Source organism: Thalassospira sp. MCCC 1A01428, from assembly GCF_002115825.1.
Classification (GTDB): Bacteria; Pseudomonadota; Alphaproteobacteria; order Rhodospirillales; family Thalassospiraceae; genus Thalassospira.
The window spans coordinates 1-25,009 of record NZ_JFJZ01000026.1 but is presented as its reverse complement, the minus strand read 5'-3'; the positions used below and the strand labels follow the sequence as shown (position 1 = coordinate 25,009).

Here is a 25,009-nt window from a genome sequence, read left to right as displayed (position 1 = left end):
GGTCAACAAGACTTTCAAACGGCAAGTGGTTGTCCTCGCGGTATAAACCGCGCGGCTCCATCGCGCGTCACACAAATCACCAATGTAATCACTGCTCAATTGATGCATGCAATCCGAATAAACCTTAGCGCAGAACAATCGCGCCGTTCTTCAGGGCCTCATCCAAACGATCAACCGCAGCACTCAGCTTTTCATCGATGATATGGAGATATTCGGTCCAGCCTGAAATATGGGTAAGCTCGGTTTTACCATCGGAAATACCGCGCAAGCCGATCAAGGGAAGCCCGAATTTATGACATACCCGCCAGATGGCATAGGTTTCCATATCGACCATGTCGGCATCAATCGCATCATAAGCCACACCCGACACGATGTTTCCGCCAGTCGATAATGTTGCTTCGGCAATACCGGGAATACGATGGGGCAGCGCGACACTGGCAGGAAACGCCACAAACGGCGTACAGCCCTTTTCAAACCCCAGCGGCGACGCATCCATATCGCGATAGGAAACAGCAGTAACCTGATAAATTTCGGCCTGCACCAAATGCCGCGACCCGGCCGAGCCCAGCGACACAACGACATCGGGCAATTGACCCTGAATTTCCTTACGCGCCAAAACAGCCGTTAAATTTACAGCCGCTTCAACAGGCCCAACGCCGATCATCTCGGGCGTTATCCGCGCCTGCAAATGCGGCCCATATTCGGCGGGGGCGGCCATACAGTAAAAAACATTATTTAGCACGGCACAAACACCTCAACAAAACGATCCTCCCTAGCACAATGGTGCACCAATCTACAATTGACGGCGTGGAATACCCAGCGTATTCACAATGGGACATTGACTTCAGCTATCGCACGCCTCCATATGTAACATTTCGGTTCTTCAAAAACTATGAAGTTGTTGGTTGGGAAGTTGAAAATTTTAAAAAGTCGCATAAAAAATGAGACAAATACTTCACAAACTAAAAGACAAACAAATTACAACAAAGTTAATAAAAGGCGGAATTGGAAACAGCTTAATACAAGCTTTTGGTCAATTTTTTTCATTATTACTTAGCATATTACTCGCGCGATTTTTAGGAGTCGAAAAATATGGCATATATGCTTATGCCATAGCCATTATGAATATATTATCTATAGCAGCAGAAGCAGGTGTCCCAGTTTTATTGATGCGAGAAACATCGATAAACTTTAACCAAAAAAAGTTCAATCTACTTTTTGGATCAATATTGCGAGCGTACCAATTTGTTGGCCTAGTTTCAATCAGCATCTCGATTGTTGGGTTGGCAATAATATGGAACCTCAACCAAACATACAACGACCACCAGTTATACACCTTATATCTTATAATGGTTTTTCTTCCAGTTGCAGCATTAATGAAAACAACGTCCCACGCTTTAGCTGGAGTAGATAGTTTATTATCAGGTCAATTCTTGGATTTAATAGCTCGGCCAGCGACAACTGCATTATTATTGCTAACTTTCTTCATATTAATACCGAGCACGCAGCAACCTGGATATGCAATAACTTTTCAAATAATTTCTGCAATTTTAGCATTAACCATATCAATTAAAATTTTAACGAAAAAAATCCCGAAAATTAACCAAAACAAAAACCAACCCAAACTCAACATCACATGGATTAAAAGCACGATACCATTTGCGCTCTTAGGAGGAGTTTCAATTATCGCAGGCCAAACTGATATTGTTATGCTTGGATATTTCTCATCTCCGGAGAACATTGGAATTTATCGAGTATCAGTTCAAGGTGCCACTCTTATATTATTTTCGATGCGAGCAATAACAATGGTTGCTGGTCCTTATTTCTCAATTCTTCATGCAAAAAAAGATCTCAAACAACTACAGCAAGTTGTTAAAACAACGTCTCGAATTTGTTTTTTCATTTCCGCACTCACCTTGATTATTTTATTCGCATTCGGAGAAGAAATAATAACAACTGTTTTCGGCCAAAATTTCAAAAATGCTTATACTACTCTTATAATATTATCAACCGGGCAAACAATCAATTCATTTTTTGGTCCTTCTGGGACACTTACAACAATGACCGGAAACGAACGAGTGTCCGTTATAACTGTTCTAGCCGTAGCAATAGCAAATATAATACTAAACAGCATACTCATTCCACAATATGGAAACGTTGGCGCAGCTATTGCTACTGCAGTAAGCACCGCCCCTTGCAGTATAATATTATACCTATATGTTAAATCGAAAATGTCCATCAGCACACTACCCTTATAGTAGAGAAAAACATGAGAAAAATAAAATATATCATTAAAATAATCAGAAATATAATATTACCAAGCAAAGATAGAAATTTTGAGAACATCATACTATTTTCAAAATTAATAATGCCCGAATATCGCCTGATGTGGCCTCAAATGGAATGGTGGAACGATCAATTTTTCAATGATTATTTATTGAAATTCCAAGAAATTGATGGGCTCAACACACATCGAAAATGGACCTTATGGCAATTACTCAGACTGGTAGAAAATGTAAAGGGTGACACAGCCGAATGTGGCGTATTTAAAGCTGCATCTTCATGGTTAATCTGCTGCCACAACCAAAAGAACTCTAGCGATAAAATTCACCATATGTTTGATTCATTTGAAGGATTGAGTTTACCTAATGATATCGATGAACAGCACTGGAAAAAGGGAGATTTAGCTGTACCTGAAAACATAGTTATAAAAAATTTAAAAGAGTTTTCTGAAAAAATCACGATTAATAAAGGGTGGATTCCAGAAAAATTTTCTGATTACGAAGAGCGTATCTTCTCTTTTGTCCACATCGACGTTGATTTATACCAACCAACTAAAGATTCAATAAATTTCTTCTATGACCGAATGAGCCCCGGCGGGATCATTCTTTGTGATGACTATGGGTTTACAAGTTGCCCTGGAGCAACAAAATCAATTGACGAGTTCTTGAACGACAAACCGGAAAAAATGATTAGTCTCGCAGATGGCGGAGGATTTATGATTAAAGGCGTTCAAACATCGCCGTTGAAAATGGAAGGATGTTAAGATATGAACCAAGATAAAATTTGGGATGTCTATCAAAATGACGAAAGCATTCAACAATTTGGCTGTCCTGATGGTGGCCGAATAGAGTTCATTTCTAAAAAATGCCCGCCTAACAAAAAAATCCTAAATATAGGGGTCGGCAAAGGGCGATTAGAAAAACTGTGCGCTGAAAAAGGAGTTAATATTTTCAGCCTCGACCCGAGCAAAGAAACAATAAAAAGAATATCGGAAGAACTAGGCTTAAAAGAAAAGGCTCAGGTTGGATACTCTCAAGAAATTCCATTTCCAGATGATTTTTTTGACTTTGTTGTAATGACTGAGGTTTTGGAGCACTTATCAACCGAAACTTTATTAAAGACAATTTCTGAAGTATATCGTGTTCTTAAAAAAGGTGGCACTTTTATCGGAACCGTTCCAGCAGATGAAAATTTACAACATGGAAACGTAGTGTGTCCTTGTTGCGGCGAAATTTTTCATCGATGGGGCCACCAACAAAGCTTCTCAGAAGGAAAAATAACTCAGACATTAAACAATAAATTCCTAGAGACTAAAATTTCAAGGTTATTCTTCCACGATCATAAAAACTTGAACTGGAAAGGAAAAGCAATTGTAATTCCCAAAACAATTCAAGCAAAATTGAACATACCAGGATCAAATCAAAATTTTTATTTTCGATGCAGAAAATGATATGAAAGTTCTATTTCTCATACACTCTCTCTCCTCCGGCGGAGCAGAGAGATTTACAACGACTTTAGCAAATAGCCTTTATAAAAAAGGCATAGAAGTAAGTATTTTGACACTAGAATCTAAAGTAGTAGATTTCTATGAGATAGAACCAAAAATAAAACGCATTTCCCTCAAATCACAAAATAACATCGCAGAGAAAATATTAAGAATATTCAACCCCATTAAAAAAATATATGAAATACGAAAAGAATTAAAAAAAGAAAGTCCCGATGTTGCTATTGGTATCATGACCGCGTCAAACTGCTACCTTGCCATTTCAGCTTTAGGCTTAAACGTAAAAATTTTGGGATCTGAACGTATTCACCCACCCATGTTTCCACTTAGTAAGCCGTGGGAATTTGTACGACGAATATCATATAAACATATTTCTCTTTTGATTGCCCAAACGGAAACCACTGCAGTCTGGCTGAGAAAAAATGCGCCAGCACATGAAACCAAAGTAATTCCAAACCCTGTTATCTTCCCGTTACCAAGAAACGAACCTACAATTAAACCTAATAATATAATACCTGAGATTGGCGCCGAAAATAAAATTGTTTTAGGCGTCGGCAGACTTGTTCACCAAAAGGGATTTGACAGGTTAATTGATGCATTTCATTTAATCACCAAAGATCACCCAGAATGGTACCTGGTAATCATTGGAGAAGGCGCTTCACGCCCCCAATTAGAAAATAAAATAAAAACCCTCAACCTTGAAAGAAATGTATTTTTGCCCGGGCGAGTGGGAAATCTTGAAGATTGGTATAAAACAGCAGATATTTATGTTCTGCCGTCTAGATATGAGGGATTTCCGAACACTCTAATTGAAGCTATGTCCTATGGCTTACCATCGATTGCGACAAACTGTGAAACAGGTCCATCTGACATCATAGATCATGAGAAAAATGGAATTTTGATTTCAAATTCAAACATGAATAACCTTCCAGAAAAAATAGAAACATTACTTCTATCAAATGAGAAAAGAAAGAAAATAGGATTAGAAGCTTCAAAAATATCTGAAACTTTGTCTCTAGAAAGAATCACATCTCAATGGGCAGACCTTATTTTAAATAACAAGCAAGAAAAATAAATGGATAGAATTAAAATATTTTATGTAATTGGAAGCCTGGACGTAGGAGGATGCGAAAGACACCTCACTCAAATACTACCTTGCCTTAAGACAAAAAACATAAACATATTGGTGTATACTATATCAAAAAAAGGAGCCCTCGCGAAGATCTTGGAAGAAGAGGGAATAAAAGTAATAGAACCAATCAAAAGCTCAAACAAAATCCTGGAATGCAAATTAATAAAGCCATTCTATTCCGCCTTAAAACTATATTCTGAATTGAGACATTTTCGCCCTGATATAATACATTTTTTCCTACCGCAGTCTTATTTAGTTGGTGGGTTCATAAGTTTGCTTATAAAAGGCCCTAAACGTGTGATGAGCAGGCGCAGTCTAAATGACTACCAGAAGAAGTATCCGTTTCTTTCCAAGTTGGAGCATTGGCTACACCCCAAAATGACCGCCATACTCGGAAACTCAACTGCCGTGTGCCAAAACTTATTATCTGAGAATATACAGCCTTCAAAAATTGGGAAAATATATAACGGAATAAATTTATCACCAGTCGCAATCAACTCAGCCCCCCCTTCGATAAGAAAAAAATTAAACCTTCAAAAAAAATGTTTTGTTATATCGATTACCGCAAACTTGATTTATTACAAAGGCCATGAAGATTTATTAATAGCATTAAGCATAGTTAAAGAAATGCTTCCCTACCCTTGGGCTGTACTTTTTATAGGTCGAGACGACGGTATAGGCGGTAATTTGCTGAAAAAGGCGGAACATCTCAATATTGCACAAAACATTCGCTGGCTAGGCTCGCGTAATGACGTACCTGATCTATTAAAAATTTCAGATATAGGTGTTCTTTGCTCACATGAAGAAGGGTTCTCAAATGCTATTCTTGAAGGAATGGCAGCATCATTACCTATGGTAGTAACTGATGTTGGGGGGAATGCTGAAGCTGTAAAGAATGGTAAAACCGGTTTCGTGGTCAATGCGCGTCAACCACAGGAACTTGCAGACGCAATTCTCAAACTAGCACTGGATCCTGAACTTCGAGAAAAGATGGGGCTCGCTGGCCGAAAACGTGTGGAAACAGAATTTTCTCTAGATCGCTGCATTACACAATATGTTCAGCTTTATGATGGGTTACTATCGATGCCAAACCAATCTGTTGAAGAAATGATAACCCGTCCGGGATTAAGGGATGAATAAATGTGTGGTTTAAGCGGATTTGTTAATGTTGAATCAAATAGTAATACGCAGGATCTCACGAATTTAATTCGGCACATGAATGATAAAATCCGGCATCGTGGCCCCGATGATGATGGCATCTGGACTGATGCATCAAATGGCATTGCGATAGGCCATCGTCGATTGGCTATTATTGATCTTTCGCCTTTGGGTCATCAGCCGATGACTTCATCTTGTAACCGCTATGTCATCGCTTATAATGGCGAGGTCTATAACTTTCCCGATTTAAAAAAAGAACTAAGCTCGTCAGGACGTACGTTTAAAAGTCATTCCGACACCGAAGTCATTCTTGAGGGATGTGCTCAGTGGGGTGTGGAAGAAACAACCCGTAAACTGATTGGAATGTTTGCCTTTGCCATTTGGGACAAGAAAGATAAACAGCTGTGGCTTGTCCGTGACCGACTGGGGATCAAACCGCTCTATTGGAGCCTGTCTCCGGGCCGCAACATCATTTTTGGTTCTGAATTAAAGGCGTTGCGTGCGCACCCGGATTGCCCGACTGACATTAATCGTAATGCCGTCGCAGGTTTCATGCGCCACAACTACATTGCAGGCCCGCAAACAATCTATCAGAACGTTTTCAAGCTACAACCCGGCCATATCTTGCGCTTTTCGGCCGAAGACAGTTCGCACACCATAAAACCCTTCTGGAATATGAATGATGTGGTGACTAATGCGTCACGTAACCCGTTTGCCGGAAACGACGACGATGCCATTATGGCACTGGATGACCTGTTATCAGATGCCGTCAGAAAACGAATGGTTTCAGACGTACCGCTGGGCGCATTCCTCTCCGGCGGTATTGACAGTTCAGCCGTTGTCGCCCTGATGCAAAAACAAAGTGATCGACCGATCCGCAGTTTTTCGATCGGATTTGACGAAGAAAAATACAACGAAGCCCAGCATGCCGCACGCGTCGCTAAACATTTAGGTACAGATCATACGGAACTTTATGTTTCAGCACAGGATGCCCTTGACGTTATCCCTAACCTTGCTGACCATTTTGATGAGCCATTTGCCGACAGCTCACAAGTCCCGACCTGTCTGGTATCGGCATTAACAAAAAACCATGTCACGGTTGCCTTATCGGGCGATGGTGGTGATGAGCTGTTTGCCGGATACAGCCGTTATTTCCAGGCAAACCAGATTAGCCATCAAATCAACCGCATTCCTTCTGTTCTGCGTCATCCCTTGGGGCTCGGCCTCAAATCCCTGCCGACTTCTTTTTGGAATTTGGCGGCAAAATGTATCCCGGCGCACAAACGCCCGCAAAATCTTGGCGCACGCCTTCATAAGATGGCCGAGTTACTTCATGATGACGACGGCGCGCTTTACCGTAGCATGATCAGCCATTGGCCAGAGCCCAATGATATTGTTATCGGCGGGCAAGAAAATCACGGTCTTCTGTGGGATGCTAACCTTGACCGTCAAATTCCCGATTTTATTGCCCGTATGCAATATCTTGATACGCAAACATATCTACCGGACGATATTTTAACGAAGGTTGATCGCGCAAGCATGGCAGTGGCTCTTGAAGCGCGCGTCCCGTTGTTGGATCATCGGGTGGTGGAATTTGCATGGAGCCTCCCCAAAAACATGAAAATCCGGGATGGGCAGGGAAAATGGCTTCTACGTCAGGTACTGTATCAATATGTTCCGCAAAACCTCATTGATCGACCTAAAATGGGCTTTGGCGTTCCCATTGACCACTGGCTCAGAGGCCCGCTGAGAGATTGGGCCGAAAACCTTTTGTCACCGGAAACGTTCGCACGGCACAATTTGCTCCGCTACGCGCCTGTCCGACAAAAATGGGAAGAGCATCTCTCTGGTAAAGCCAACTGGCAGTACCATATCTGGGACGTTTTGATGCTCCACGCATGGGCGGACAAAAACACGTGATAGCAGACAAAATTCGTGCGTGCATAAATGCCACAGACAATTGCGGAAATTTCCTGTTCTTGTGCCAATGCAGAAAACAGAAATTCAAAAAGTTACTTTATTAAAACATGCGGAAAAATGGTGCACCCGACTGGATTCGAACCAGTGGCCTTTGCCTTCGGAGGGCAACGCTCTATCCAGCTGAGCTACGGGTGCACATGGCTTTGTCTGTTCTGACCAAGCGGTTTGGGTGATACAGGTTTTGCATCGGGCGGGCAAGGGTTTTTGAACAATTCATCCCCCCATAATTGATTTTATCGCCAAGGCGCATCACCGCGCCATAAACGCTTTCCGAGATCACAGCGGAAAACAACGCCGGCGCACGTTTATATTCATGTGCGTATAGTCATGCGTGCAGCCGATCATCTTGTAATCAACTTTCCACATCGCGCCGTTCATAAGGGTCGCGCACCACCCAGGTGCCGTTCCATTCGCGGTCCTGCTCGCGCCGGCTCAGCCGTTCCATGCGGTTCATCATCAGTTGGGCGGCAAAATCGGCGTCGTTAAATTCAAGCACCTTTTCAAACAGTGGAAAGGCCTGATCAAACGTACCGTCGCGGTAAAACCCCATCGCGGTTTCGTAATTCTTGCGCCATTCGCGGCGCTCCTCGCTTAAATGCCCGCTTTCGGCCAGTACTTCATACAAATACACCACCTGCTCGGTGCCCAGCAGCACCACATGGTCAAGGTCGCGCATTTCCACATCAGACGATGCCAGATCCGCCGTTTCATTCGAGGCCAAAATCCGTGTGCCATAAATCCGGTTGGCTTTTTCCAGGCGGTGCGCATAGTTCACACAATCGCCCACCACGGTATAGGCCCGCGATTTATCGGTGCCAATCGAACCAACAACAACCTCGCCCGTGGCAATACCAATGCGGATATCAAGGCCATGATCGCCAATCAGGTCGGCATATTTGGTTTTAAGGGCGTTAAAACGGGCCACTTGCTCCAGCGCTGCCTTACAGGCATGCAAGGCATGGCTTTTTTCATTGCAAAAGGGCGGGCCCCAAAAACCCATCACCCGGTCGCCAATGAAATTATCGATAATGCCGCTATGGCCCGAAATCGGCTCGGTCATCGCGGTCAGATAATCATTCAGGAAATCAACCAGTTGTTCGGGTTCGGTATGCTCGGCCAGCCAGTCAAACCCGGTCAGGTTCACCACACTCACCGTCATCACCCGCTTTTGCGAGGTTTCCAGAGCGGTTTCCTGGGCCAGCAAATTACTTAGCACCTTGGGATCAACATATTTGCCAAACCGTTCGCGCATACGAAACCGCACCCGCAATTCCCGCGTCATCCGGTTAAAGGCATTGGCAAGGGCCGAAAAGTCACCCTGCCCTTTAAAATCAAGATTGGTATCAAGCTTGCCCGACTGCACGCTGTTGATCGCCTTGGTGGTATCGGCAACCGTGCGCGCCACCCCGACCCCCAGATAATAGGCCAGACCAAGCCCGACAATCCCGGCGACCAGCATCATGATAAATTCAGCCTGGATCAGAAAATCCTCGCGCTCGGAAACGGCCTCAACCGTCTCGGCGACATAACGTTCAAGGCGCAAAATTTCGCTGCGCAGGTTCAAAACAATATTGCGATGAATGCCGCGAACAATGTTTTCCTGGCGCTGTGCGGTTAAAATATCGCCCCCGCGCACCGAATCGAGCAGCTTTTCCACCCCGATATTAAATTGCGAGGAAATATCGGCAAATTCGCGCATCCGCACGTCAAGGTTTAACAAAACCCCTTGGTCAAAATGCGTGCTGGCCTGCGCCCGCCCCAGGGCAGCCGAGGTAAATGCCTTGCGAAAAGCCTGTCCGATCTGGGTTTGTTTGGCGCTGATTTCTATTTCGATGCCGCTTAATAACGAGGCCTCGGCACCGTCACTTTCAAGCACCCGCATATAGCGATCCAGCAGGGAAATCTGTTCAAGCTGGCGGGCGCGCACATCGGAAAGCGCATCTTTAACCGGTGTAACATAACGCGAAACCGCCTCAAGGTCGCCATTGATACCCAAAGACTGGATCACCGAAAACCCGGTTCCAATGGTCAGGCAGACGACAAAAAAACCCGCGACACCCAGGAACTTTGCTCGAACGGTCCGCAGCATACCGGTCCTGATCCTTCCGCAGCGGGCCAACCGGACCTAATACATCTCCTGATGTATTATGATGGTCAATCAGCCCTTATTTTTCAAATGCTTCAAAATGTTACCTGATCCTGGCGTTGCGGTCAAAAAGCAATCCCGATCCGCGCTAGCGGCATTGGCTGCTTTCATCGCGGGGCTTGCCCCTGATCCACATCGCCAGATCATCAATCACCTGAGGCCCGTTCAAATCGCGCAGCAACATGTGATATCCCTGTTCATACACACAAATTGTTGCCGATCCCTTATCAATCCTGGTTGAGGATGCCGTTTTTGCCATTCCGGACAAATCCCGAACAAAAGACGCCATCACATCGGGCGGAATAACCTGATCCTTACGGCCCGACATTACCAGAACCGGCAAATCGAGATCCCCCGCCCTTAAACGCGCCATATCCATTAAATCGGCAACACCTGCGACCATATCAACCCGCACCGATGATAACATATTGCGATCCCGGCCCAAACGCCGCAGCATTTCGATATTATCAGACGGCCAAATCTTCAATCCGCGGCCCGACACCGGTAACCACGGCAAGCTATGCGATAAAACCGCAAGCGGCATGGTTTGATACCATGGCATGTCGGCCCGGTCCCATACCGCGGGCGACACCAGAATAACCCCGTCCATCACATGCGGGCGACTTGCCGCCGTTATAGTCGCCACCGCCGCCCCCATCGAAACCCCGACCAGATAAACCGGCGTTGCCGGATAAAGGTGATGCAAAACCAGCAGGGCGTCGCTGGCATCCTGGACCAGGCTGCTGGCACCTGGCCAAAAACCGCGCGTGGGCGAGCGGCCAAAACCGCGTTGGTCATAGGCATAAACCGCAATGCCCTGTTGCGCCAGTTGCGCCCCCGCCTCGGCAAAGCCATTGGCATAATCACCAAAGCCATGCAGCCCCAAAATAACCGCCTGTGGCGCGGTCGCCAAAGCCTGCCCTGACGCATACCCGGGTTCGACATCCGCCTTTGCAGACGCCTTACAGGCAGCACCTGACACAATAGACACAGCATCAGGCCCGGGCATCCAACGCTGTAACGCCAGTAACGTGCCATCTATCGTGCGGAAAAACAGTTTTTGGTGTTTATGAACATCCGTCGCAGCGCTGATGCCGACATTGGTATTGGTGTTGGCATTGACCGAGCAATGGGCAAGATCATCGGCCATATCGACATTTTTAATGGCCTGTTTGCTGTCCTGCCCGGTTTCGGCGTCGCTGCCCAGAACAAACGATACCGTCGCCATCGGCTTTCCCGCCGGGCGTAAAGATGGCGCACATCCCGCAACCAACAACAACAGGGCCCCGGCCATAACAGCCCTGGCATGATCCCTGACACCGGGAATTTTCAATTTCACGAGATCCATAACCGCACTGTTCACCGGTCGTCAAAGGCACCACACGGCCTGTTACCCTGACGCATATTTTCTTTTGCAAGATCCGTCAGATAAAAATAATCCCGGCAGGATGGCATGATCCTGCCGGGATCGGACGTAAAATTTTGCGTCAATTCGTGCTGACTGGCATTTTCACCAATCCGTTGATATCAGGCTGCCTGTCCGGCGGCACCTTCGGCCAGCGATTTGTTATTTTCGCGGGTCAACATCAGGAAGATATCTTCCAGATCGCCTTCATCGGTCGAAAGATCGTTAATTTCCAGACCGCTGGCCTGAATGGCCAACAAAATATCCGCCATGCTGTTTTCACTGGGGCGGTAATGCAGGGCAATCTGGCTTTCGCCTTTTTGTTCGGCACCCCAGGGCTTTAATGCGTCGGGAATGGTGCCAATTGTGCCTTTTACCGTCAGGATCAGCGCTTTGTGATCGATACGCCGTAGCAGGGTTCTTTTATCTTCATGGGCAATCACCTTGCCCTTGTTGATGATCGCGATCTGATCGCAAAGTTCTTCGGCTTCTTCAAGGTAATGCGTGGTCAGAACAATGGTGACACCGGCCTTGTTGAGTTCTTTTACATAGGCCCACAATTGCTGGCGCAGTTCGATATCGACACCGGCTGTCGGTTCATCAAGGACCAGAACCGGCGGGTTATGCACCATGGCCTTGCCAACCAGAAGACGGCGACGCATCCCGCCCGAAAGCGAACGGGCATACGAATCCGCCTTGTCGAGCAATCCAATCGCATCGAGAATTTCGTCGGTCCGACGTTCGGATTTCGGCACACCATACAGGCCGGCCTGCAATTCCATTGCCTGGCGGGGACTAAAAAATGCATCGAGATTAAGTTCCTGGGGCACAATGCCGATCGAGCAGCGCGCCAGACGCATCTGATCGACAATATCATGCCCCCAGATTTTTGCCGTGCCGCCACTTTTAGTGACCAGACCCGCCAGGATATTGATAAAAGTAGATTTTCCGGCGCCGTTTGGCCCTAACAGGGCAAAAAACGAACCGCGCGGAATTTTCAATGAGACGTTATCAAGCGCAAGCTTTTCGCCTTGCGCGCTTTTATAGACCTTGGTCAGACCTTCGACCTCGATCGCATAATCGGGCATTGCATTCATAAATGCATGATCTCCGCTCTTTTCCACATGGCGCAATTGCGCTAAACCGATGCGGAAGTGTTGATTGAATGTGCGTTATGGGTATCATCCCGGTCGAACCGGGGTCAATATCGGCGCAAACTGGGAACGAGATATATGAAGATCACCGAAGAAATCAAAGTCGGCAGCCTTAATATTGCCTGTGATGGTGGCAAAGGCCATCTGGGTCACCCGACCGTCTACCTCAATCTTGAGGAAAAAGGCGAGGTGGTCTGCCCGTATTGCTCGAAAAAATATATCCTGGACAAAACCCTCGCACATGCTGACCACTAGGGTCGCCTGCCCTGCACATTTCAGCCTGCCAGCAGGCCCGTATTTGTGCGGGAATGTTTTATCCTGATCTGCCCGCCTCACCCGTCGCAGTAATGTTGCTGCGGCCCAAAACGGGGACTATCCATGACGTCTGCTCCAAATTCGATAAACAGTTTTCGCACCCTGCCAGACCCGGAAGGGCATTTTGGCCAGTTTGGTGGCCGGTTTGTCGCCGAAACCCTGATGCCGCTGATCCTCGAACTTGAGCAAGCCTATAAGGACGCCAGGGAAGACCCCGCATTTCGCAAGGAAATGGATTATTTCCTGAAATATTATGTGAGCCGGCCCAACCCGCTTTATTACGCGCAGGGGCTTAGCGACCATCTGGGCGGGGCAAAAATATATTTCAAGCGCGAAGACCTTAACCATACCGGCGCGCATAAAATCAACAACTGCATCGGTCAGATCCTGCTGGCCAAACGCATGGGCAAAACCCGTATCATCGCCGAAACCGGTGCCGGGCAGCATGGTGTGGCAACCGCCACTGTCTGTGCCCGTTTTGGCCTGCCCTGCACCATTTACATGGGTGCAAAGGACATTGAACGCCAATCGCCCAACGTGTTTCGGATGCGCCTGCTGGGCGCCGAGGTTAAACCGGTTACATCGGGTTCACGTTCGCTTAAAGATGCGATGAACGAAGCCCTGCGCGACTGGGTGACCAACGTTTCCGATACATTTTACATCATTGGCACCGTGGCCGGGCCCCATCCCTACCCCGAACTGGTCCGCGATTTTCAATGTGTGATCGGCAACGAAGCCAAAGAACAAATCCTTGATGCCGAAGGCCGCCTGCCCGACGAACTGGTCGCAGCCGTTGGCGGCGGATCAAACGCCATGGGCCTGTTCCATCCGTTCCTTGATGACAAGGACGTTGCCATTACCGGTGTCGAGGCCGCAGGCCATGGGGTGCATACCGGCCACCATGCCGCCAGCCTGACCGCAGGACGCCCGGGTGTTTTACACGGCAACCGTACCTATTTGCTGATGGATGATGACGGCCAGATCAAGGAAGCCGATTCGATTTCCGCCGGGCTGGATTACCCCGGCATCGGCCCCGAACATTCATGGTTAAAAGACATCGGCCGGGTCAATTACGTGTCGATCACGGATAAAGAAGCCCTGTCGGCCTTTACCCTGTGTTCAGAAAAGGAAGGCATCATTCCCGCCCTGGAATGTGCCCATGCCATCGCGCAGATCATTAAGACCGCGCCAAAAATGAACAAAGACCAGATCGTTCTGATGTGCCTGAGCGGCCGGGGCGACAAGGATATCTTTACCGTGGCTGAAGCACTGGGAGTCAAACTGTGAGCGACGCAATCATTGGCGGCAAGGACCGCATCGCCAAACGGTTCGAAAAACTGCGCGCAGAAAACCGCGCCGGGCTGGTTACCTTTATCACCGCAGGCGACCCGGACCCGGAAACCTCGTTTGAAATTTTAAAATCCCTGCCCGCAGCCGGTGCGGATGTGATCGAACTGGGCATGCCCTTTACCGATCCAATGGCCGATGGCCCCGCCATTCAGGAAGCATCGAACCGGGCCTTGGCCGCAGGCATGCATATGCGCAAAACCCTGTCGCTGGTGCGCGGTTTTCGCGATCACGACCATGAAACGCCGATTATTTTAATGGGCTATTACAACCCGATCTACATTTACGGCGTGAACGAATTTCTGGAAGATGCCCGCAATGCCGGGGTTGACGGCCTGATCGTTGTTGACCTGCCGCCCGAAGAAGATAGCGAGCTTTGCATTCCCACCGTGGAAAAAGGTCTTAGCTTTATTCGCCTGACCACGCCAACATCGGATGATAAACGCCTGCCCAAACTGGTGCAAAACACCAGTGGCTTTGTTTATTATGTGTCGGTTGCCGGTGTCACCGGGGCCGGATCGGCCACCAATGACCAGATCATTGAGGCCATGGCGCGCCTGCGCCGCCATACCGATTTGCCGATTGCCGTCGGTTTTGGCATTAAAACGCCGTCCCAGGCAGCCGAGGTCGCCCGCGAGGCCGATGCCGCTGTTGTAGGGTCGGCGATTGTATCAAAAATCGCTGAAAGCCTTGACGAAAACGGCAAGGCCACCGATAACACCGCCCTTGTGGTCTCTGGTCTGGTACGTGAACTGGCCGATGGTGTACGCAACGCCCGCAAATAATGTTGCGCGCACCAGCAAGACCGATTTAGGCAAAACCGAGGATCAATATCCGATATGTCGTGGCTGACTGAATTCGTCCGACCCAAAATTCAGAAACTTGTTCGCCGCAGCGAAGTGCCGGAAAATCTCTGGCACAAATGCCCGTCCTGCGAACAGATGATTTTTCATCGCGACCTGGCCAAGAACAACCATGTTTGCCAGCATTGCGGCCATCACATGCGGATTTCCGCACGTGACCGTCTGGAACTGATGTTTGACAGCGGCAAATACCAAACCATCGAGTTGCCCTCGGTGCCGGTTGACCCGCTGCGTTTTCGCGATCAGAAAAAATATGTCGATCGCTTGAAAACAGCCCAGGCCAAGGCAGAATTCAAAGACGCCCTGGCTGTTGCCCATGGCACCGTTGGCGGCCATGCCACCGTTATTGCCGTTTTCGACTTTTCCTTTATGGGCGGGTCAATGGGAACGGCCGTTGGCGAAGGCATTGTGGCGGCGGCCGAGTTGGCTGTTGTCCAGGATGCAGCCCTGATCGTTGTTCCCGCATCGGGCGGGGCACGTATGCAGGAAGGCATTTTATCGCTGATGCAAATGGCGCGAACCACAGCGGCGATTGAGAAGGTCAAGGAAAAGGGCCTGCCCTATTTCGTGTTGCTGACCGACCCGACCACCGGGGGTGTTTCGGCATCCTTTGCCATGCTGGGCGATATCCAGATTGCCGAGCCAGGTGCGCAAATCGGCTTTGCCGGGCGCCGCGTGATCGAAAACACCATTCGCGAAAAACTGCCGGACAATTTCCAGACAGCCGAATATCTGCTGGAACACGGCATGGTCGATATGGTGACACCGCGTAGCGAACTGAATGCGACCTTTGGCCGCCTGATTGACATGATCCGCCGTCCCAAACCCGGGGCATCGGTCGTACCGATCAAGGACGGTAAAAAAGCCGGCGGCAAAGACAAAACCCCAACTGCGGAAAAAGCTGACTGACCATGCAGGTGTCAACATCGCGAAGCAACGCCATTTTAAACCGTCTTGGCATGCTTCACCCAAAGATAATTGATTTATCCCTGGGGCGAATTGCAACGCTGTTGCAAAAACTCGGCGATCCACACCTGAAACTTCCGCCGGTTATCCATATCGCGGGGACAAATGGCAAGGGATCAACCCTTGCCTATCTGCGCGCTATTTACGAGGCGGCAGGTCTGCGGGTTCACACCTCGACCTCGCCGCATCTTGTGACCTTTCACGAACGCATTGTGCTGGCAGGCAAACAGATTTCCGAAACCGATCTGTGTGATCTTCTTGAAGAAGTCGAAACCATCAATGGCGGGGCGCAGATCACCTATTTCGAAATCACCCAGGCAGCCGCCTTTTTGGCATATTCGCGAGTCGATGCCGACGTGCTTTTGCTCGAAACAGGTCTTGGTGGCCGCTTTGATGCCACCAACATTTTACCCAACCCTGCCCTGTGCGTGATTACCCCTGTTTCAATCGATCATCAGGCGTTTCTGGGTGACACGGTCGAAAAAATTGCCTTCCAAAAAGCCGGGATCATGAAACCGGGTGCGCCCTGTGTGGTTGGCCCCCAGGTTTTACCGGCGTTTGATGTGCTAACCCGCCATGCCGGCAAGGTTGGCACACCGTTAATTACCAATTTTGCCATCACCGCAGAAGACGACGACGGGTTTGATATTCATATTGACGGCGAAGCTGTGCATTTACCAGCCCCGGCATTGCCCGGTCGCCACCAATATACCAATGCCATGGTCGCGACGGTTGCTGCGCGAAACGCCGGCGTTGCACCGGATGGCCAGGATAATATCGACTTCGAAACGATTTCCCGTGGTTTGAAAAATGCCGTGTGGCCCGCCCGCCTGCAACGGCTGCGCAAAGGCCCGATGTTTCGCATCCTGCCCGAAGGTGCCGAACTGGTTGTAGATGGCGGCCATAATGTCGCCGCTGCTGCGGTAATCGCCGACTGGCTGTCACGCAACCCTATTGATGGCCAAACTGTTGTCATTGCCGGTATGCTGAGCAACCGTGATCTCACAGCCTTTTTAAGCCCTATCGCCAAATATGTTGATGGTCTGGCAGGGGTGCTTATTCCCGGTGATGAACATCAGTCGCACAGTGCGGCGGATGTTGCCAAAGCAGCCGAAGATCTTGGCATTGCCGCCGTCGCCACAGAGGGTGTCCAAACCGGTTTATTGGCATTGCGAAACAAAAACCACAATATCAAACGGGTTCTGATTTTAGGGTCCCTCTACCTTGCCGGTCACGTGCTGGCAGACCATTCCTAGATCGAACACCCCCGTTCCAGTACCCCCGTCACCTTTTTTTGCGGCCGGTAGAAAAACGCCAATTCCCGGATTATTATAAATTATATCAAAGCGTTAAAGAATACCAACCGGTATGAATGAATGAAATAATCCGAGAAATTCCTACGCCAGCACCCGGTAACACCGGTATTTCGACATCCCCTCGCCGGTAAAAACTCTGCTGTCGAAACCGCAGAACAACACCTGTGCGGTAATGCCTTGTCTTTACCAGACGATCGGCTGCCCGGTGTAATTTTTCGCGCTGCCATCGATGCCACGCGGCAGACAACATTCGCCGGTTCGCCATAATAAACAGGCGGCCCGATATTATACCCGGTTGGGCGCAGACCGCCGCGGGACCGGGCCAACTGGCCGGACATCAGAAAGACCGGACCTGGCAGCTGCCCCGCCGGGACCATCATTTTTACCGTTGCGGTTTGGTCCGGGGCCGCCAGCGCGGGAACCGGTTGCCTTGCCGATACCGGCCCCCCGGCCCGGATCAGGCCAGCCCCCATCGGACCCTTCGCGTTCACGTCGTCGTCGCACAGATTTTCCCGACAACCAGGTATAGATAACGACATACAAGATGAACCCGCCCACCCCGATTGTCAGGGTTAGAAACTGAAGAATGGGCAGGAAGCTGCCAAACATGCCCGCCCCGCCATAGATCATGAAAATACAAATCGCGGCCACCGGCGCCAGCGCCATAAAAAACAGGCCCCGCACCTTGTGGCGGATCGGGTGGTAATGCATCAGCATCAGGTAAAACAGATGCATCAGCGTGACAAAGACCAGCAATTTAATCAGCAACACAAACTGTTCACCATTTGAAAGGCTCTGGTTGCGATCATAAATACCAAAAGCGACAAACAGCCCGTGCAGGGCGCCACCAAAAAGAACAAGGGTTAACAATGCGCGCAACAATGTTCCGCGTGATAACCAGCTGTCCCCGCTGGCGCGTCTGGCTTTTGCCTGTTCTTTCCGATTGGCCTTTGCTGCTTTTTTGCTGTTTTTGCGCCGATTTTCCAGTTTCATGCCGTCGTGAAGCTCACGCGAAAGGCCAGCCGCCTCGACACCCTTGCCGAACGGTTGGTAAACCGGCTTTTCGCCGCGCCGGTTAACCGGCTTTTCCGCGCGCCTGATCACTTACGCCAAATCCCTGCCATGCATTATAAAGATGCGACACCGCAAAACATAACAAGCCTGACCCGATATTGTCAGCACAAAGCGCCGAGTTGGATAATTCGCTGTCACCCTACTCGACTTCGCCCGCCTTATACGGCATTCTGCGGGCCACCCAATTCATCGAGAAAAACGAGCATCCATCGTATGACCGATTCTGCCCAGCCCCCCCGCCGCGTCGTCCTGGTTGACGGCTCCGGCTTTATTTTTCGCGCGTTTCACGCCTTGCCGCCCATGAACAGCCCGGACGGAACCCCCGTTAATGCCGTTTATGGCTTTTGCACCATGCTGATGAAACTGCGCGAAGATACCCGACCTGATCATATGGCGGTTATTTTTGATACCAAGGGCAAAACGTTTCGCAACGATTTTTATCCGGCTTACAAGGCGCACCGCCCGCCGCCCCCCGAAGAACTTGTGCCACAGTTCGGCCTGATCCGCGATGCCGTGCGGGCGTTTAACCTGCCATCCATCGAACTTGAAGGCTATGAAGCCGACGATCTGATCGCCACCTATGCCCGACAGGCGGCCGAACAGGGCGCAGATGTGATCATTGTGTCGTCCGATAAAGATTTGATGCAACTGGTCACTGACCGCGTCGAAATGTTTGATGCGATGAAAAACCGCACCATTCGTGCAGCCGAGGTCATGGAAAAATTTGGCGTCGCGCCAAACAAGGTAATTGATGTTCAGGCACTTGCCGGTGATGCCGTTGATAACGTGCCCGGCGTGCCCGGCATTGGCATTAAAACCGCCGCACAATTGATAGATGAATATGGCGACCTTGATAGCCTGCTGGAACGGGCGGGCGAAATCAAACAGCCCAAGCGTCGCGAAAAGCTGATTGAAAATGCCGATCTGGCCCGTATTTCGCGCGATCTGGTACGCCTTAAAACCGATGTTCCGGTGACCCACCCGGTCGATGATTTTGACCTGCTGGAGCCGGACCCCGATGTGTTGCTGGCTTTCATTGCCACCCATGGCTTTAAATCGCTGGCGTCCAAGGTAAAGGCCAAATATGGCGGTAGCATCGATGCCAATGGCCTGACCGAGGCGGGCACCGGTGTCAATGATGTCAGCGTGACCAAGGCCCAATACGAACTGGTGCAGGACGAAGACCGCCTGAAACACTGGATCGCACAGGCCGATTATGAAGGCACGCTGGCGGTTGATACTGAAACCACATCGCTTAATGCCCATCAGGCCAAACTGGTTGGTATCTCCATTTCGGTCAAGCCGGGTGAAGCCTGCTATATCCCGCTGGGCCATGGCCTTATTGACGAAGAAAACGCGGCCAGCGATAGCAGCACAGCACAGGGCGGCTTTGACTTTGACAGCAACCCGGCAGATACCAAAGACGATACTCCGGCCAAGGAAATTCCCAAACAGATCCCGCTTAAACGCGCGATCGAGCTTTTAAAACCGCTGCTTGAAGATCGTGGCGTTCTAAAAGTCGGCCAGAACATCAAATACGACAAAATCATTTTTGCCCGCTATGGCATTGATGTTGCGCCGATTGATGACACCATGGTGCTGTCTTATGTGCTTGATGGCACCAGCCATGGGCATGGCATGGACGAATTGGCCGATTTGCATCTGGATTATAAAACCATCAAATTTGCCGACGTTGCCGGGTCGGGCAAAAAGCAAATCACCTTTGATCAGGTGCCGTTAGACAAGGCGCTCGATTACGCCGCCGAGGATGCCGACATTACCTTGCGTTTGCACCGGTTGTTAAAACCCCGCATCGCGCAGGAACATATGGCCAGCGTTTATGAAACGCTGGATCGCCCGTTGGTGCCGGTTCTGGCGAAAATGGAAGGCATTGGCGTTAAGGTCGATGCTGATATTTTGCGTCATTTGTCATCCGATTTCGCCACCCGCATGGCCGTTCTGGAAAAAACCATTCACGAAATGGCAGGCGAACCTTTCAATCTGGGCAGCCCCAAGCAACTGGGTGAAATCCTGTTTGAAAAGATGAGCCTGTCGGGCGGCAAAAAAACCAAAACCGGCGCATGGCAAACCGGGGCCGATGTGCTTGAAGGCCTCGCGGCACAGGGCCACGACCTGCCAGCCCGCATTTTGGACTGGCGCCAGCTTTCCAAACTGAAAAGCACCTATACCGACGCGCTGGCAACCCATATCAACCCGCAAACCGGGCGGGTTCACACCAGCTATGGCCAAACCAACGTCAATACCGGCCGTTTGTCATCGAACGAGCCCAACCTGCAAAACATCCCGATCAGAAGCGAGGAAGGCCGCAAGATTCGCACCGCCTTTATCGCCGATAAGGGCTGCAAGCTGATATCTGCCGACTATTCGCAAATCGAACTGCGCCTGCTGGCCCATGTTGCCGAAATCGATGCCCTGCGCACCGCCTTTAAAAATGGCGAGGATATTCACGCCTCCACCGCGTCCAAGGTATTTGGCGTGCCGATTGAAGGCATGGACCCGATGGTGCGGCGCAAGGCCAAGGCGATTAACTTTGGTATCATTTACGGCATTTCCGCCTTTGGGTTGGCAAACCAGCTGGGCATTCCCCAAAAAGAAGCCAAAGCCTTTATCGAAGCCTATTTTGAAATTTACCCCGGCATCCGCGATTATATGGAACGGGCCAAGGATTTTGCCAAAACCCACGGCATGGTCCGCACCCTGTTTGGTCGGAAAATTTACATCAATGGCATTAATGATAAAAACGGCATGCGCCGCAGCTTTGGCGAACGTGCGGCCATTAACGCCCCGATTCAGGGCGGTGCCGCCGACATCATCAAACGCGCCATGATTGTCGTACCCGATGCCCTGGTCGATGCCGGGTTAAAAACCCGCATGCTCTTGCAGGTCCACGATGAACTGATCTTTGAAGCCCCGGAAGACGAGGCCGAAAAGGCCGTCAAAGTCATCCGCGATGTGATGGAAAATGCCGCCCACTTAAGTGTGCCGCTGATTGCGGATGCGGGCATTGGCAACAGTTGGGCAGATGCGCACTGACCACGCAACAACGGGTCACCAGCCTGTGGTCATTCGCATCTGATATTTTATCTGAAAATCAACGGCCCCGGCGACATTCTTCGCCGGGGCCGTTGATCATTAACCACAGAAAACAGACAAAAATTTAAAACTCTTTCTATCTCTGACAATATTGATACGATTATGAAGCTGATTTCACACGTGCAGGAATGGGGAAAACGGGTACGTGAGGCTTTTTCCGCAACTGGAAATACTGTCTTCCAGACCACGGCGAATAAATGTCGCAGGAGATGTGCGGAATAATTTTTTCCCAAAAATCAGACAAAAATCCGGACAAAAACCGGGTATTTTGGAAAAATTCCGGGCAATAAATTTTCATTTCATCATTTTATCTTCTTTTTTCCTGATACTGTCCTTACCTTTACAGGCTCAGACAAGCAATTCCGACCCTGCTTTGCCAACAATAGCGGCCCCCCGTGATCTGGAAATGGTCACGACCGAATGGCCGCCTTATTCAGGCGAGGAATTATCGGACTATGGCCTTAGCAGTGCGACGGTCCGAACCGTATTTGCCAATGCCAACATGACCATCCATTTGTCGGTTTTGCCGTGGCGGCGCGCGCTGCAAACCTTTCGCACCACCCGCGATATCGATGGCATTTTTCCGGTTTACAAGGACCGTGAAGGTTTCGACGAAATGCTGCTTTCCGCCCCGATCAGCTATAGCCCAATGGGATTTGTGGTTTTTCATAACCAGCTGTTTGACTGGAAAACCCTGGCCGATTTACAGGGGATGGCAATTGGTGTGGTTGCCGGATACACCAACACACCGCTTTTTGACGAACTGGTTGCCAGCGGCAAGCTGCGCACTGTTGAAACCAATGATGATTTAACCCTGTTGCGATTATTACGTACCAACAGAATTGATGTCGCCGTTATGGACAAACTGGTGATGGAGCATCTGCTTGGCACATACCAGGAGTTTGCACAGGTTGTTAATTCTTTCCGGTTTCACCCAACCCCGCTTGCCAACAAGGGGCTTTATGTTGCCTTTCACAAAACGCCTGCCGGTGCCAATTTACGCGAGATATTCAATCAGGAACTCAACCGGCTGGAATGCAATAACGAAGCCGGATGCGCCAGCCGCTAAACAAAAGCGGGGCTGCATATATTGCATCCCCGCAATAAATCCACTGCCTTATACCAAAGCCTGCTGATCGAAACCGATCAAGAAGCCGCTTAACCGGCGGGCGGGCGGGCGCGACGAAGCCCTTGCCTGTCGCGGCACTGGCCGCGCAGCACCGTCGCGCCGATCCAATTGTCGATAAGTTCTTCTCATCGACAATTGGTATTACGCATGTGCCGGTTTTGTCAGCGCAGCTTAAAGCCCTAAAATATCCTGCATGGAATAAAGCCCGGCGTCCTTGCCAAAAGCCCATTTTGCCGCGCGCATTGCCCCCTTGGCAAAAACTTCGCGCGAGGATGCCTTGTGGGTGATTTCAATCCGTTCGCCTTCACAGGCAAAAACCACCGTATGGTCCCCCACCACATCGCCGCCGCGCAGGGTGGCAAAGCCAATCGCCCCGTCTTCACGCGCGCCTGTATGCCCATCGCGCGAGCGAACGGCAACATCATCGAGCGCAACACCCCGCCCGCGGGCCGCCGCTTCGCCCAGGCCCAATGCGGTGCCGGACGGCGCATCCACCTTGTGCTTGTGGTGCATTTCAACAATTTCGATATCCGCCGTGTCCTTATCCAGGATCGCGGCAACTTTTTCGACCAGGGCAAAGGCCAGATTAACACCGACACTCATATTCGGGGCAAAAACAATTGCGGTCTTTTCGGCCGCTTTTGCCAGTTCCGCTTTCTGATCGGCCGACAGGCCCGTGGTGCCAATGACCAGCACTGTTCCGGTTTCCGCCGCCAGTGCCGCATGTTTCAGGGTTGCGGCCGGGGTGGTGAAATCAATCACTGCATCGACATCGGTAAACAGGGCTTTGGGATCATCGCCAATGGCAATGCCGCATTCTTCCAGCCCGGCAACCAGGGCAATATCCTTGCCGACAAAGGCACTACCCGGAAGGTCGGTGCCCCCGCCAATTTCGCAGCCACTGGTTTTGGCGGTTTCCGCCACCAGCATCCGTCCCATACGTCCAGCACAACCGACGATTCCGATTTTCATTTTTGGCCTCCTGCAGGCAAATTCAGTCAATATGCCATCTGCTTTAGCACATCACGCCAGGCGATGAAACGGCGGGAACAGCGCAGAAACACAACACAACAAAACACGCCACATAACAAAAAGGGGTGGCGCATATTTGCACCACCCCGATCTTGATTGCACAAGAAGGTATTTTTAAAACAGCGACCTTGTGAAACAACGTTTAATGAGCGGCATCTGCCGGGGCATCCTTTGCCGCGTCCCACACCCCGTCAAGCTCGGCAACCACGTCGGCCGACAAGGTAACAGCGGATGCCGCAATGTTTTCATGCAAATGTGCGACCGATGATGTGCCAGGAATCAGCAAAATATTGGGCGCGCGCTGCAACAGCCAGGCAAGGGCAACCTGCATCGGTGTCAAATTCAAACGGGCGGCAATATCGGACAAAATCTGCGATTGCAGCGGTGAAAATCCGCCCAGCGGGAAAAACGGCACATAGGCGATGTTCTGTTTTGCCAGGTCATCAATCAACGCATCATCATGACGATGCGCCAGATTGTACTGGTTCTGCACACAGGCAATATCCGTAATTTCCTGCCCTTCGCGTATCTGCGTGGACGTGACGTTGCTAAGCCCCAAATGCCGGATCAATCCCTGCTTTTTCAAATCTGCCAGCACCGAAAACGGCTCGGCAATCGATCCTTCCGCCGGGCCGTGCAAGCCGTGCATGCTGCGGAAATTGACCACATCAAGGGTTTCAAGGCCCAGATTGCGCAAATTGTCATGGACTGCCCGGGTGAGTTCTTCGGCTGACAAGGCCGGAATCCAGCCGCCCTTTTCATCGCGACGGGCCGAAATTTTGGTCACGATCAGCAAATCATCGTTATAGGGATGCAACGCCTTGCGAATGATCTGGTTGGTGATGTGGGGACCGTAAAAATCGCTGGTATCAATGTGGTTGATCCCGGCATCCATGGCCGCATGCAAAACTTTTTCTGCCCCTTCCGGGTCACGCGGCGGGCCAAACACACCCGGCCCGGCCAACTGCATGGCACCGTATCCCATCCGCTTTACCGTACGACCGGCAAATTCAAACGTTCCCGATTTTTCAATAATAGACATGTGAAACCTCCTTTGTGGCTGCATCAAAGCTAGGTGTTTAGTCCCGGCA

Annotated in this window: 20 protein-coding genes and 1 tRNA gene; 13 read left to right on the top strand and 8 right to left on the bottom strand. The window is 49.9% G+C overall.

From position 1 onward, the window contains the following. Positions 1–124: 124 nt before the first annotated feature. Positions 125–742, bottom strand: coding sequence for a 5'-methylthioadenosine/S-adenosylhomocysteine nucleosidase (locus THS27_RS17480; protein WP_246833008.1), 618 nt, complete (start codon positions 740–742; stop codon positions 125–127). 199 nt (positions 743–941) lie between these two features. Here THS27_RS17480 and THS27_RS17475 point away from each other — a divergent pair, with 199 nt between their 5' ends. The 6 genes from THS27_RS17475 to asnB are packed head-to-tail and all read left to right on the top strand — an operon-like array spanning position 942 to position 7,997. Beyond that, on the top strand, positions 942–2,258 hold the full coding sequence (locus THS27_RS17475) for a flippase (protein WP_085593177.1): 1,317 nt from the start codon (positions 942–944) through the stop codon (positions 2,256–2,258). 11 nt (positions 2,259–2,269) lie between these two features. After that, on the top strand, positions 2,270–3,046 hold the full coding sequence (locus THS27_RS17470) for a TylF/MycF/NovP-related O-methyltransferase (protein ID WP_085593175.1): 777 nt from the start codon (positions 2,270–2,272) through the stop codon (positions 3,044–3,046). 3 nt (positions 3,047–3,049) lie between these two features. Further along, positions 3,050–3,733, top strand: a complete 684-nt coding sequence (locus tag THS27_RS17465) for a bifunctional 2-polyprenyl-6-hydroxyphenol methylase/3-demethylubiquinol 3-O-methyltransferase UbiG (RefSeq protein WP_085593173.1) — start codon at positions 3,050–3,052, stop codon at positions 3,731–3,733. Between the two features lies 1 nt (position 3,734). After that, a complete protein-coding gene (locus THS27_RS17460) occupies positions 3,735–4,862 on the top strand; it encodes a glycosyltransferase family 4 protein (protein ID WP_085593171.1) in 1,128 nt (375 codons plus the stop codon). Then, the gene (locus THS27_RS17455) at positions 4,863–6,059 is read left to right on the top strand and encodes a glycosyltransferase (protein WP_085593169.1); all 1,197 of its coding nucleotides are present in this window, start codon (positions 4,863–4,865) and stop codon (positions 6,057–6,059) included. Then, complete coding sequence (gene asnB / locus THS27_RS17450; protein WP_085593167.1) at positions 6,060–7,997, top strand: asparagine synthase (glutamine-hydrolyzing); 1,938 nt, start codon at positions 6,060–6,062, stop codon at positions 7,995–7,997. It begins immediately after the preceding gene. A 118-nt stretch (positions 7,998–8,115) separates the two neighbouring features. Here the strand turns inward: asnB and THS27_RS17445 are convergent. From THS27_RS17445 to THS27_RS17430, 4 genes are all read right to left on the bottom strand, one after another. Next, positions 8,116–8,192: transfer RNA gene (locus THS27_RS17445), tRNA-Arg, on the bottom strand. Between the two features lie 217 nt (positions 8,193–8,409). Continuing rightward, positions 8,410–10,146: an adenylate/guanylate cyclase domain-containing protein gene (locus tag THS27_RS17440; RefSeq protein ID WP_085593165.1), complete on the bottom strand. Its 1,737-nt coding sequence runs from the start codon at positions 10,144–10,146 to the stop codon at positions 8,410–8,412. 145 nt (positions 10,147–10,291) lie between these two features. Then, on the bottom strand, positions 10,292–11,551 hold the full coding sequence (locus THS27_RS17435; protein WP_246833007.1) for an alpha/beta hydrolase: 1,260 nt from the start codon (positions 11,549–11,551) through the stop codon (positions 10,292–10,294). A gap of 179 nt (positions 11,552–11,730) precedes the next feature. Further along, positions 11,731–12,705, bottom strand: coding sequence for an ABC transporter ATP-binding protein (locus THS27_RS17430; protein WP_085593163.1), 975 nt, complete (start codon positions 12,703–12,705; stop codon positions 11,731–11,733). Positions 12,706–12,840: 135 nt separating this feature from the next. On the opposite strand from THS27_RS17430, the gene THS27_RS17425 reads away from it, so the two are divergent. From THS27_RS17425 to THS27_RS17405, 5 genes are all read left to right on the top strand, one after another. Further along, positions 12,841–13,017 carry a zinc-finger domain-containing protein gene (locus THS27_RS17425; protein WP_085578687.1) on the top strand — a complete coding sequence of 59 codons (177 nt, stop codon included), beginning with the start codon at positions 12,841–12,843 and terminating at the stop codon, positions 13,015–13,017. A gap of 123 nt (positions 13,018–13,140) precedes the next feature. Beyond that, on the top strand, positions 13,141–14,364 hold the full coding sequence (gene trpB, locus THS27_RS17420) for a tryptophan synthase subunit beta (protein WP_085593161.1): 1,224 nt from the start codon (positions 13,141–13,143) through the stop codon (positions 14,362–14,364). Continuing rightward, positions 14,361–15,209, top strand: coding sequence for a tryptophan synthase subunit alpha (gene trpA, locus THS27_RS17415; RefSeq protein ID WP_085593159.1), 849 nt, complete (start codon positions 14,361–14,363; stop codon positions 15,207–15,209). Before trpB ends, trpA begins: the two co-directional genes overlap by 4 nt. A 54-nt stretch (positions 15,210–15,263) precedes the next feature. Further along, positions 15,264–16,196: an acetyl-CoA carboxylase, carboxyltransferase subunit beta gene (accD, locus tag THS27_RS17410; protein WP_085593157.1), complete on the top strand. Its 933-nt coding sequence runs from the start codon at positions 15,264–15,266 to the stop codon at positions 16,194–16,196. A gap of 2 nt (positions 16,197–16,198) precedes the next feature. Then, complete coding sequence (locus tag THS27_RS17405; protein ID WP_168184928.1) at positions 16,199–17,509, top strand: folylpolyglutamate synthase/dihydrofolate synthase family protein; 1,311 nt, start codon at positions 16,199–16,201, stop codon at positions 17,507–17,509. 345 nt (positions 17,510–17,854) lie between these two features. On the opposite strand, the gene THS27_RS17400 is transcribed toward THS27_RS17405, so the two are convergent. Next, complete coding sequence (locus tag THS27_RS17400; protein WP_085593155.1) at positions 17,855–18,673, bottom strand: hypothetical protein; 819 nt, start codon at positions 18,671–18,673, stop codon at positions 17,855–17,857. A gap of 183 nt (positions 18,674–18,856) precedes the next feature. On the opposite strand from THS27_RS17400, the gene polA reads away from it, so the two are divergent. Beyond that, on the top strand, positions 18,857–21,697 hold the full coding sequence (gene polA, locus THS27_RS17395; protein ID WP_085593153.1) for a DNA polymerase I: 2,841 nt from the start codon (positions 18,857–18,859) through the stop codon (positions 21,695–21,697). Positions 21,698–22,163: 466 nt separating this feature from the next. Then, on the top strand, positions 22,164–22,826 hold the full coding sequence (locus THS27_RS17390; RefSeq protein ID WP_139835628.1) for an ABC transporter substrate-binding protein: 663 nt from the start codon (positions 22,164–22,166) through the stop codon (positions 22,824–22,826). A gap of 231 nt (positions 22,827–23,057) precedes the next feature. On the opposite strand, the gene dapB is transcribed toward THS27_RS17390, so the two are convergent. Together dapB and THS27_RS17380 are read right to left on the bottom strand one after the other, a co-directional pair. Continuing rightward, on the bottom strand, positions 23,058–23,858 hold the full coding sequence (gene dapB, locus THS27_RS17385; protein ID WP_085593149.1) for a 4-hydroxy-tetrahydrodipicolinate reductase: 801 nt from the start codon (positions 23,856–23,858) through the stop codon (positions 23,058–23,060). A 202-nt stretch (positions 23,859–24,060) separates the two neighbouring features. Continuing rightward, positions 24,061–24,960, bottom strand: a complete 900-nt coding sequence (locus THS27_RS17380) for an aldo/keto reductase family oxidoreductase (protein ID WP_085593147.1) — start codon at positions 24,958–24,960, stop codon at positions 24,061–24,063. Between the last annotated feature and the right edge of the window lie 49 nt (positions 24,961–25,009).

Coding starts and splice junctions, on each gene's coding strand:
- THS27_RS17475 (WP_085593177.1), top strand. CDS start 942: ATGAGACAAATACTTCACAAACTAAAAGACAAACAAATTACAACAAAG.
- THS27_RS17470 (WP_085593175.1), top strand. CDS start 2,270: ATGAGAAAAATAAAATATATCATTAAAATAATCAGAAATATAATATTA.
- THS27_RS17465 (WP_085593173.1), top strand. CDS start 3,050: ATGAACCAAGATAAAATTTGGGATGTCTATCAAAATGACGAAAGCATT.
- THS27_RS17460 (WP_085593171.1), top strand. CDS start 3,735: ATGAAAGTTCTATTTCTCATACACTCTCTCTCCTCCGGCGGAGCAGAG.
- THS27_RS17455 (WP_085593169.1), top strand. CDS start 4,863: ATGGATAGAATTAAAATATTTTATGTAATTGGAAGCCTGGACGTAGGA.
- asnB (WP_085593167.1), top strand. CDS start 6,060: ATGTGTGGTTTAAGCGGATTTGTTAATGTTGAATCAAATAGTAATACG.
- THS27_RS17440 (WP_085593165.1), bottom strand. CDS start 10,146: ATGCTGCGGACCGTTCGAGCAAAGTTCCTGGGTGTCGCGGGTTTTTTT.
- THS27_RS17435 (WP_246833007.1), bottom strand. CDS start 11,551: ATGGATCTCGTGAAATTGAAAATTCCCGGTGTCAGGGATCATGCCAGG.
- THS27_RS17430 (WP_085593163.1), bottom strand. CDS start 12,705: ATGAATGCAATGCCCGATTATGCGATCGAGGTCGAAGGTCTGACCAAG.
- THS27_RS17425 (WP_085578687.1), top strand. CDS start 12,841: ATGAAGATCACCGAAGAAATCAAAGTCGGCAGCCTTAATATTGCCTGT.
- trpB (WP_085593161.1), top strand. CDS start 13,141: ATGACGTCTGCTCCAAATTCGATAAACAGTTTTCGCACCCTGCCAGAC.
- accD (WP_085593157.1), top strand. CDS start 15,264: ATGTCGTGGCTGACTGAATTCGTCCGACCCAAAATTCAGAAACTTGTT.
- THS27_RS17405 (WP_168184928.1), top strand. CDS start 16,199: ATGCAGGTGTCAACATCGCGAAGCAACGCCATTTTAAACCGTCTTGGC.
- polA (WP_085593153.1), top strand. CDS start 18,857: ATGACCGATTCTGCCCAGCCCCCCCGCCGCGTCGTCCTGGTTGACGGC.
- THS27_RS17390 (WP_139835628.1), top strand. CDS start 22,164: ATGGTCACGACCGAATGGCCGCCTTATTCAGGCGAGGAATTATCGGAC.
- dapB (WP_085593149.1), bottom strand. CDS start 23,858: ATGAAAATCGGAATCGTCGGTTGTGCTGGACGTATGGGACGGATGCTG.
- THS27_RS17380 (WP_085593147.1), bottom strand. CDS start 24,960: ATGTCTATTATTGAAAAATCGGGAACGTTTGAATTTGCCGGTCGTACG.